This is a genomic window from Streptomyces sp. NPDC005070 (assembly GCF_053600395.1).
On sequence record NZ_JBSFZS010000044.1, the window covers coordinates 51,459 to 60,812 of the forward strand.

General features: G+C 72.8%; 9 protein-coding genes and 1 pseudogene. 6 read left to right on the forward strand and 4 right to left on the reverse strand.

Going from position 1 to position 9,354, the window contains the following annotated elements; genetic code table 11:
* Nucleotides 1–17 precede the first annotated feature (17 nt).
* A complete protein-coding gene (gene arfB / locus ACWEBX_RS17385; RefSeq protein WP_451885703.1) occupies nucleotides 18–446 on the forward strand; it encodes an alternative ribosome rescue aminoacyl-tRNA hydrolase ArfB in 429 nt (142 codons plus the stop codon).
* Nucleotides 447–536: 90 nt separating this feature from the next.
* On the opposite strand, the gene ACWEBX_RS17390 is transcribed toward arfB, so the two are convergent.
* Entirely contained in the window at nucleotides 537–1,019 is a 483-nt protein-coding gene (locus ACWEBX_RS17390; protein WP_339135563.1) for a flavin reductase family protein, read from the reverse strand.
* Between the two features lie 509 nt (nucleotides 1,020–1,528).
* Here ACWEBX_RS17390 and cdgB point away from each other — a divergent pair.
* Both cdgB and ACWEBX_RS17400 read left to right on the forward strand, forming a co-directional pair.
* Nucleotides 1,529–3,268 carry a diguanylate cyclase CdgB gene (gene cdgB, locus ACWEBX_RS17395; RefSeq protein ID WP_451885704.1) on the forward strand — a complete coding sequence of 580 codons (1,740 nt, stop codon included), beginning with the start codon at nucleotides 1,529–1,531 and terminating at the stop codon, nucleotides 3,266–3,268.
* Between the two features lie 117 nt (nucleotides 3,269–3,385).
* The gene (locus ACWEBX_RS17400) at nucleotides 3,386–4,357 is read left to right on the forward strand and encodes a carbohydrate-binding protein (protein ID WP_451885705.1); all 972 of its coding nucleotides are present in this window, start codon (nucleotides 3,386–3,388) and stop codon (nucleotides 4,355–4,357) included.
* A gap of 140 nt (nucleotides 4,358–4,497) precedes the next feature.
* Here ACWEBX_RS17400 and ACWEBX_RS17405 read toward each other — a convergent pair whose 3' ends face one another.
* From ACWEBX_RS17405 to ACWEBX_RS17415, 3 genes are all read right to left on the reverse strand, one after another.
* Nucleotides 4,498–5,427, reverse strand: a complete 930-nt coding sequence (locus ACWEBX_RS17405; protein ID WP_451885706.1) for a 1-phosphofructokinase family hexose kinase — start codon at nucleotides 5,425–5,427, stop codon at nucleotides 4,498–4,500.
* A gap of 144 nt (nucleotides 5,428–5,571) precedes the next feature.
* Nucleotides 5,572–6,756 carry an N-acetylglucosamine-6-phosphate deacetylase gene (gene nagA, locus ACWEBX_RS17410; RefSeq protein WP_451885707.1) on the reverse strand — a complete coding sequence of 395 codons (1,185 nt, stop codon included), beginning with the start codon at nucleotides 6,754–6,756 and terminating at the stop codon, nucleotides 5,572–5,574.
* 7 nt (nucleotides 6,757–6,763) lie between these two features.
* Complete coding sequence (locus ACWEBX_RS17415; RefSeq protein WP_451885708.1) at nucleotides 6,764–7,759, reverse strand: ROK family protein; 996 nt, start codon at nucleotides 7,757–7,759, stop codon at nucleotides 6,764–6,766.
* 205 nt (nucleotides 7,760–7,964) lie between these two features.
* Between ACWEBX_RS17415 and ACWEBX_RS17420 the strand changes: the two genes are divergently transcribed.
* The 3 genes and pseudogenes from ACWEBX_RS17420 to ACWEBX_RS17430 form a co-directional block, all read left to right on the forward strand.
* Nucleotides 7,965–8,192, forward strand: a complete 228-nt coding sequence (locus ACWEBX_RS17420) for a DUF3263 domain-containing protein (RefSeq protein ID WP_261701885.1) — start codon at nucleotides 7,965–7,967, stop codon at nucleotides 8,190–8,192.
* 206 nt (nucleotides 8,193–8,398) lie between these two features.
* Nucleotides 8,399–9,253, forward strand: coding sequence for a trehalose-phosphatase (gene otsB / locus ACWEBX_RS17425; RefSeq protein WP_451885709.1), 855 nt, complete (start codon nucleotides 8,399–8,401; stop codon nucleotides 9,251–9,253).
* Between the two features lie 15 nt (nucleotides 9,254–9,268).
* Nucleotides 9,269–9,354: pseudogene (locus ACWEBX_RS17430) on the forward strand (potassium-transporting ATPase subunit KdpA); the annotation flags it as partial.

The window sequence follows — 9,354 nt, forward strand, 5'->3', positions numbered from 1 at the left end:
CGGGCGACCATGGACACATGTCCGGTCCTTATGTCATCCGCGGCTCCGTCTCCCTGCCCGAGGCCGAGCTCATGTGGCGTTTCTCGCGCTCCGGCGGGCCGGGCGGGCAGCACGTGAACACCAGCGACTCGCAGGTCGAGCTCCGCTTCGACCTCGCGAACACCGAGGCGTTGCCGCCCGTGTGGAAGGACCGTGCCCTCGCGAAGCTGGAGGGACGTCTCGTCGACGGGGTCGTCAGCGTCCGGTCCTCCGAGCACCGCTCCCAGTGGCGCAACCGCGAGACGGCGGCCGTGCGCCTCGCCTCCCTTCTCGCCGAGGCGACCGCGCCGCCGCCCAAGCCGCGCCGCGCCACCCGTATCCCCCGGGGCATCAACGAACGCCGGCTGCGCGAGAAGAAGGCCCGCTCCGACACCAAGCGCGGCCGCACGGGCCGCGACTGGGGCTAGACACCCCGCTGTCCCCCTGCCGGCCCGCTGTGCCGGCCCGCCGTGACCGGCTGACGGCCGTCGTGGGCCGCCGAGCCCGTTCCGGCCGCCTCAGCCGAGCTGCCGGTAGCGGCCCTTGAAGTAGGTCAGGGGACCGCCGTCCGCGCTCGGCACCCGGGCCGTCAGGACCCGGCCGATGACGAGGGTGTGGTCGCCCGCGGCGATCCGCTGCTCGGTGCTGCACTCCAGGGTGGCCAGGGCGCCGCCCACCAGGAGGGCGCCGGACGCTTCGCCGCGTACGTACGGGATGTCCTCGAAGAGGAGCCGGTCGCTGATGCGGCCCTTCATGGAGAACCGGCCGGCGATGTGGCGCTGGCTCTCCGCGAGCACGGAGACGCCCCACAGCGGCTGTTCGTCGAGCAGGTCGTCCATCCGGGACCCCTCGCGCAGGCTGACCAGGACGAGCGGCGGGTCCAGGGAGACGGACATGAACGCGGTCGCCGTCATGCCGACGTCCTCGCCGCGCGGCCCGTCCGGGGCCAGCGCGGGCTCGTGGGCGGTCACCAGGACCACACCCGCGGCCAGCCGGGTCATGGCGGCGCGGAACTCGTCGTTGCTCACCCCCTCAGCATGCACGGAGGGGGTGACGGGGAGGGCTGGGGAAGTCGTGAGCACGCCGAAACGCTAGTCTCCGCACCGCGGGCGCCGCATCGGACCTCGGCCCGAACCGGGACCTAGGTCCCGGGACGGAGAGAGAGGCCGTACCCTCGTCCGTACTCCGTCGGTGGACACGGGGAGTGCACAGGTTCTGCACAGTCGTCGAATAATGCATTCGGCAAACGCACACTGAAATACAGAAACTCCACTCAATTGCTCAGGTTCCGCTGTGACTTGAGTCACAGGAGCCATATTTTGTTGACCCTGTGTACCGAGTGGGGAGCGCGCTGTGATTCAGTGGCGGAGGCGTTGAGCGGGGAAGCTACCAAGCAGTACGGCGTGAAGGGGTTCACGGAGAAGCGCCGGGCAGTCAGCACGGAACCGAAAGAGCACCCAGTACGCCGAGGGAACCCTGGAGTTGCTGCGAGGTCTCGAGGGGAGGGCGAATGGAGACCGAGTCGGAGCCCTACGTCCGTCTTGCGACCCTGAGGCAGCTTCATCAGGTGATGGCGGACATGAACACCGCGCGCAGCCTGGCGGACACGCTGCAGACCGTCGCCGACGGCGTCGTCACCGGGCTCGGCTACGAGCTGGCGTGCGTCAATCTCGTACGCCCCGACGGCGACCTCGTCGTCGCCGCCCTCGCCGGGAACCCGGCCGCCGAGGCCCTCATCACCGGCCGTGTCGGCTCCCGCACCTCCTGGGACCGCCGGCTCACCATGGGCGAGGCCTGGGGCGACCTGCGGTTCATACCGCACACCGAGGGCTGGGTCCTGGACGAGGACGACGTGCCGCAGTGGTACACCGACGGTCCCGCGCCCCGCTTCGAGGACGAGTGGCACCCCTCCGACCGCCTCTTCGCGCCGCTGTACACCCCGAGCGTCTCCGGCAGCGGCGGCAACCCGGGCGGCGGCAAAGCCGGCGGTGGCCACGGCGAGCTGATCGGCGTGCTGTCGGTGGACCGGCCGCGCAACGGCCGCAAGCCGGGCGCCTGGGGCCGCGAAGCTCTCCAGATGTACGCCTTCCAGGCCGCCATCGCGATCAGCAATGCTCGTCTACGCGCGAATATGCAGCGCGCCCTGGTCCGCCTGGAACGCGAGCAGCAGGCTCTGCGCGCCAGCGAGGAGTCCTTCCGGCAGGCCTTCGAGTACGCCCCCTCCGGCATGGCCATCGCCGAGATGGGCGGCGACCAGCACGGCCGCATCCTGCGCACCAACGACGCCCTGTGCCGGCTCCTCGGCCGGCCCGCCTCCGCGATGCGCCGCTACTCCTTCTCCGACCTCGTGCACCCCGAGGACATCGGCACCCTGCTGCGGACCTCCGCCGAGGGCGGCCGGGCCGAGCTGCGGCTCGGGCGCCGCGACGGCACCTACGTCTGGGTCCACCTGCGCAACTCGGTCGTCGCGGACGCCGCCGACGGCCCGCGCTTCCTGCTCACCCACGTCGAGGACATAGAGGACCGCAAGCGCCGGGAGCTCCAGCTCGCACACCGCGCCTCGCACGACGCGCTCACCGGGCTGCCGAACTCGGCCGAGCTGCGCTCCCGGCTCGGCGCCCGGCTGTGCCGGCGCCCGGCGTCCCTGCCGCCCGGCGTGGTCGCCTCGCTGGACGCCGCGTACGGCCACGGGGACTTCGCGGACCCGATGTCCGGCGAGTACGACGACACCGGCCACCCCGCCTACGACGGGAACGGCCACGGCTTCGACTTCCGGGCCGGTGCCGAGGCGTTCGAGGCCTTCGACCACCATGTGCACACCGTCGCCCCCGAGGGCGAGACCGACGACGGCACCAAGGGGCTCGCGGTGCTGTTCTGCGACCTCGACGGTTTCAAGTCGATCAACGACCGGTTCGGGCACAACGCGGGTGACGAGGTTCTCATCGAGGTCGCCCGCCGCCTCACCCACGGGGTCCGGGACGGCGACACGGTGGCCCGGCTCGGCGGAGACGAGTTCGTGGTGCTCGCCGACGGTCTCGGCCGGGCGGACGCGCAGGACCTCGCCGTACGCCTGAGGAACGCGATCATTCCTCCCATCAGGGTCGATGGACGGGCCGTCCGTGTGGGCGCCAGCTTCGGCATCGGGTGGGCCCACTGCGGAATGACGGCGGACGAGGTGTTGAAATCCGCTGACGAACGGATGTATGTCGAGAAACGTTCTCGTCCCAAACAACACAGGCGTGCGGGATAACACGCAGGTCAGTGCGTCGATGCGGTGAAGGACCCCCGTTCGGCCCAGCGAAACCGGGTAGGCTCGCCATTCATTCGTGTACCGAGTCAGAACCGCACCCGCTGAGGAGACCAAGGGATGACGCCCGGCAACAACGGCGCGAGCACGCCCGAGGACGACGACCCGTTCGGCTATCTCTACGCCGACGGTCAGGCCAACGGAGCCACGCCGCCCTCTGGAGGCGGTGGCTACGGCTACCCGGGCTCGGTCAACCGGGTGCGGGCGGTCGGCGAGCGCAAGTACGGCCAGCAGACCGCTCAGGGCCCCTACGGTCAGCAGGCCCCCACCGCCCCGTACGGCCAGGTGCCGCAGCAGGGCGGCTACGGCCAGCCGAACGCGCACCACGGAGCTCCCGAGACCGTTCCCGGCGGCGCGCAGACCGCGCGGACGCCGATGCCCGGTCACGGTGACGGCGGCGGGCGCGGGAGTGGCCCGAACACCAAGGGTCTCCTCATCGGCGCGGTCGCCGTGGTCGCCGCGGTGGTGATCGGTATCGCCATCGCCATGACGGGCGGCGGTGACGACGACAAGGGCGGCGACCAGGCGGGCACGACCCCGACGGCCTCCCAGAGCGCGGCGCCGACCCAGGAGGAGACGAAGTCGTCCGACACGCCCGCGGAGCTCCCCAAGATCGACGCGAAGGCGGTGAAGCTGGGCGACGGCGTGACGACGGCGTCCGACATCCAGGGCGCCCAGTCCGACGGCGGGGTCTACGTGTCCGGCCTGAACAGTCCGGGTGCCTCGGTGACCTGGACGTTCAACGGCATCCCCGAGGACGGCACCTACACCGTGTTCGCGCGCTACAGCGTGCCCGGCCAGGACGCCTCGATGACGCTCACCGTCAACGGCAAGGTCTTCGGCTCCAAGCTGAGCCTGGAGAACTACGCGCACGCCGCCGAGGGCGACTTCGCCAAGGGCTGGACGACGACCTACGCCTGGCCCACCCTCAACAAGGGCACCAACACGATCACCCTCTCCTGCGGCGACGGCGACAGCTGCAACGTACTGCTCGACCAGCTCTCCCTGAAGAAGGGGCAGGTCAAGAGGTAGTCCCGCAAACGCTCCCGTGGGCCGTGCGGGGTCCTGCGGGACCACGGGTGATCAGGGGCGGTCCCAGGGCCACCGAGGCGGTGACCAGGCGCGCGGAGGCGCTCCGGGCGCCGCCTCTTCGCCGTTCCGGGACCATGCCGCTACGCGGCCACGGACTCCGCCGTCACCGTGACCCGGTCCAGCAGGCTCTCGTACAGCGCCCGGTCGAACTCGCCGGCCACGGGCGCCGCCACGGTCGCCGTCGACAGGGCGACGGAGCGGGCGAGGCGGGCCGGCCAGTCGAGCTTCTCGACCAGGCCCGACAGCAGGCCCGCCACGGCCGAGTCGCCCGCGCCGGTCGGGTTGCCGTGGGCCCGGACGGGCGGGGCGGCGCGCCAGTGGCCCTCGGCCGTGTGGGCGAGCAGCCCGTCCGCGCCGAGGGAGGCGACCACCGCGTGCGCGCCGCGCCGCCGGGCGTTCCGGGTGGCCTGCAGCGGTTCGTGGGAGCCGGTGAGCTCGGCGAGTTCCTCGGCGTTCGGTTTGACGATGTCGGGGCGGGCGGCCACGCCCCGGCGCAGCGGCTCCCCGCTGGTGTCCAGCAGCACCGGGACGGCCGACGCGCGCGCGGTGCGGACGAGTTGGGCGTAGGCGCCGACCGGGACGCCCGGGGGCAGGCTGCCGCACAGGGCCACCGCCGAGGCGGAGCGCAGCAGATGCTCGTACGTCTCCTGGAAGGCCGACCACTCGGCGGGGGTTATCACCGGCCCCGGTTCGTTGAGCTGGGTCGTGTCACCGGTCGTCGTGTCGACCACGGCTATCGTGCGGCGCGTCGGTCCCTCCACCGGGACGAGCGCGTCCACCACCCCGGCCGACCCGGCCAGTTGGTCCCGCACGATGCGGCCCGTCGCGCCGCCCGCGAACCCGGTGACCGTCACCTCGTGCCCGAGCGCGGCCAGCACGCGTCCCACGTTCAAGCCCTTGCCGCCCGGGCGTTCGGTCACCTCGCTCACCCGGTGCGAGCCGTGCGGGCGCAGGGACCGCACGCGATAGGTGATGTCGAGAGCGGTGTTCAGCGTGACCGTGAGGATCACCTGGGCCGACCTCCCCCGAAGAGTTCTGTGACGTGGGCGCCTGTCGGACGCCCACCGGTGTTTCCGGAGGCTCGATCATGCCAAACACAACGGCGGTCGGCCCAGTCCCCCCGGGCCAACCGCCGTGAGCAACAAAGGTATGAATCAGCCCAGTCGGGGATCGACCACCCACGCGCCGCCGCGCATGACGCCCTTGAGCGCGAAGTCGGCGTCGAGGACCACGAGGTCCGCGTCCTTGCCCGGCTCCAGGGAGCCCACCCGGTCGTACCGGCCCAGCAGGCGGGCGGGGTTGACGGAGAGGGCCGTCACGACATCCTCGACCGGCAGCCGGTCGACCGTGACGGCGCGCTGGAACGCGCGGTCGAGGGTGAGCGTGGAGCCCGCGATCGAACCGCCCTCCACCAGACGCGCGACGCCGTCGGCGACCTCGACCTCCAGCGGGCCGAGCATGTAGCGGCCGTCGCCGAAACCGGCCGCGTCCATCGCGTCGGTGATGAACGCGACCCGGCCGGGACCCGCGTGATGGAACGCCAGCTCCAGCGAGGCGGGGTGCAGATGCGTGCCGTCGTTGATCAGCTCGACCGTGATCCGCTCGTCCTCCAGGAGGGCGGCGATGGGGCCCGGCGCGCGGTGCCCGAGTGCCGGCATCGCGTTGAACAGGTGTGTCGCCACGGTCGCGCCCGCGTCGATCGCCGCCTTCGTCTGCTCGTACGTCGCGTCGGTGTGCCCGATCGCGGCGATCACCCCGTGCTCGGCGAGCAGGCGTACGGAGTCGAGGCCGCCCGGCAGTTCGGGGGCGAGCGTGACCATGCTGGCCCGGCCGCGCGCCGCGTCGATCAGCTTGCGGACCTCCGCCGGGTCCGGGTCGCGCAGCAGTTCCTCGGAGTGCGCGCCCTTGCGGCACGGCGAGATGAACGGGCCCTCGAAGTGGATGCCCGCGATGTCGCCCTGCTCGGCCAGCTCGGAGAGCATCCCGGCGCGTTCGGCGAGTCCGTGCATGTCGCCGGTGACGGTCGAGGCGACGACGGTCGTGGTGCCGTGCAGCCGGTGGGTGTGGATGCCCCGCAGGACGTCCTCGGCCGTTCCCGAGGTGAAGGACGCGCCGCCGCCGCCGTGGTTGTGGATGTCGACGAAGCCGGGGACCACCCAGTGGCCGGACAGGTCGGTCACGGCCGCGTCCGCGGGCGCTGCCCCGTGGACTCCGGCAGGTCGCGTCTCGGAGGCACCCGCGCCGACGATCCGCGGACCGTCGATGATCACGCGGCCGTCGTGCACGATCCCGGTGGGCAGCACCACCCGGGCGCCGGCGAGAACCTTGCTAAGGGCCATCGGGTGGTTACCTCCGGGGAGTCGTAGAAGTGGTGTTCAGGAGGTCCCGGGCGAGGAGCCCGGCACCGAGGCATCCGGCGGTGTCCCCGAGGGCGGCGGGGACGATGGACGGCAGTTTCTGGAACGTGACACGACGTTTGACCGCGGCCCGCAGGGGTGTGAACAAGGTTTCCCCCGCCTCGGCGAGCCCGCCACCGATGATCAGGGTGCGCGGGTCCAGGAGGGTGAGCGCGGTGACCAGGCCGTCGGCGAGCGCGTCGACGGCCTCCTGCCAGACGGCCAGCGCCCTCGGGTCGCCCGACTCGACGGCCTTGGCGCAGTCCGCCGCGTCCGCCGCGGGGTCGCCGGACGCCTCGGCCCAGGCCTGGCTGACGGCCGCCGCGGAGGCGAACCGCTCCAGACAGCCGCGCTGCCCGCACGGACACGGGGACCCGCCGGGCCGTACGACGATGTGGCCGATCTCGCCGGCGAAGCCGTGCGCGCCCTCCTCGACGCCGCCGTTGATGCCGATGGCGCCCGCGATGCCGGTGCCCAGCGGGACGAACAGGAAGCGGTCCGCTCCCCGCCCGGCGCCGATCCGGCCCTCCGCGAGGCCGCCGGTGCGCACGTCGTGCCCGAGCGCGACGGGGATGCCGCCCAGCCGTTCGCCGAGCAGTCGGCGCAGCGGGACGTCGCGCCAGCCGAGGTTGGCGGCGTAGACCGCGATGCCGTCCTGCGCGTCGACGATGCCGGGGACGGCGACGCCGGCGGCCAGCGCGCTCTCGCCGAACCGCTCCTCTCCGTAGGCGCGCAGTTCGGCGGCGAAGTCGAGGATGTCCTCGACGACGGCGTCGGGCCCGCGCTCGCGGCCGGTCGCCCGGCGGGCCTGGTGCAGCAGCGCGGGGTGCCCGGAAGCCCGTGGCGGCGGCGCGTCGGGGTGGTCCGGGGAGGGCTCGGTGTCCACCCCGACGAGGGCGGCCTTCATCCCGGTGCCGCCCACATCGAGGGCGATGACGTGTCTCACGGGGGACAGTGTCGCGCTTTACCCCTGGAAAGGTCTAGTCCACTCACGGGATGGAGACCTTGTATCCGCATTCCGAGACATGATCGTGGCCGTTGAGGGCCGTTGAGGGCCGTTGAGGGCCGTTGAGGGGTGGAGCGGGACGGTGTCGGTCCCCGGGCGGCCCCGGGCCCGGCGTCTGTCGGTGCCGGGGACTACCGTGCTGTCCATGGAAGAGCTGCCCGCGCGCGAACGGAGCATTCTCGCCCTGGAGCGCCGCGGCTTCCCCGGCCCCGGTGCCAAGGAGCGCGCCATACGCGAACAACTGGGCCTGGCCCCGGTTCGCTACTACCAGCTCCTGAACGCGCTGCTGAACGACCCGCGCGCCCTCGCGCACGACCCCGTCACGGTGAACAGGCTCCGCCGGGTACGGGAGAGCCGCCGCGACGAACGGTGACGTCCAGCCCGTCCGGCGTTTGAGGAGCGGGGTCCGGGGCGGAGCACCGGCTAGGGGAAAGGCAGGGGCGGAGGGGGCGAAAGAAGCCTGCCCCAGCCTCGGCCCGCGTGGAGCCGACCGGCGGGATCGAGGCATTCCGGGCCGCGGGTCCCCCGCTCGGCCTCGAGTCAGGAGTGCGCCCGGCCTCGCCCGGATAGGGTCGGTCCATGGGCAGCCACCCCGAATCCAAGGACTCCTTGCCGGCTCCGGTGACCTCCGCCGGGCGCGACGCTCTGGAAGCGATCCTCACGCGCCCCGCCCGGACGGTCGTCGCACTCGACTTCGACGGAACCCTCGCCCCCATCGTCCCCGACCCCGACCGGGCCCGCGCCCACCCCGACGCGGTCCCGGCGCTCGCCGCTCTCGCCCCCAAGGTCGCCTCCGTCGCCGTCGTCACCGGCCGCCCGGCCGGTGTCGCCGTGCGCCACGGAGGCTTCGCGGGCGTGGCGGGCCTTGAGCACCTGGTCGTCCTCGGCCACTACGGCGCCGAGCGCTGGGACGCGGTCAGCGGCACGGTCACCGCGCCCGCCCCGCACCCGGGCGTGGCCGCCGTCCGTGCCGAACTGCCGGGGTTCCTCGACGGGATCGGCGCCTGGCAGGGCACCTGGATCGAGGAGAAGGGCCGGGCGGTCGCCGTGCACACGCGCCGTGCCGCCGATCCGCAGGCCGCGTTCGAGGCCTTGCGGGAGCCGCTGGGTGAGCTCGCCGCCCGGCACGGGCTGATCGTCGAGCCGGGGCGCATGGTCCTGGAGCTGCGTCCGCCCGGCATGGACAAGGGGGTCGCCCTGCTGGAGTACGTTCGTGAGATCGGTGCCGAGGCCGTTCTGTACGCGGGTGACGATCTGGGGGATCTGCCCGCGTTCGGCGCCGTCGACAAGCTTCGCTCCGACGGGGTTCCCGGGCTTCTGGTGTGCAGCGGCAGCTCCGAGGTCGCCGAGCTCGCCGAACGCGCCGACCTGGTGGTCGACGGTCCGGCCGGAGTCGTCCGGCTCCTCGCCGCCCTGGCGGCCGCGCTCGACTGACCCGGTCGGCGACCCCTGGGCGGGGCGACGGAGGGCAAGGAGACCCGCTTCGGCGTCGCCGGCTCGTCGATCTTCGCGGTGGCCACGACGCTGACCTCCAC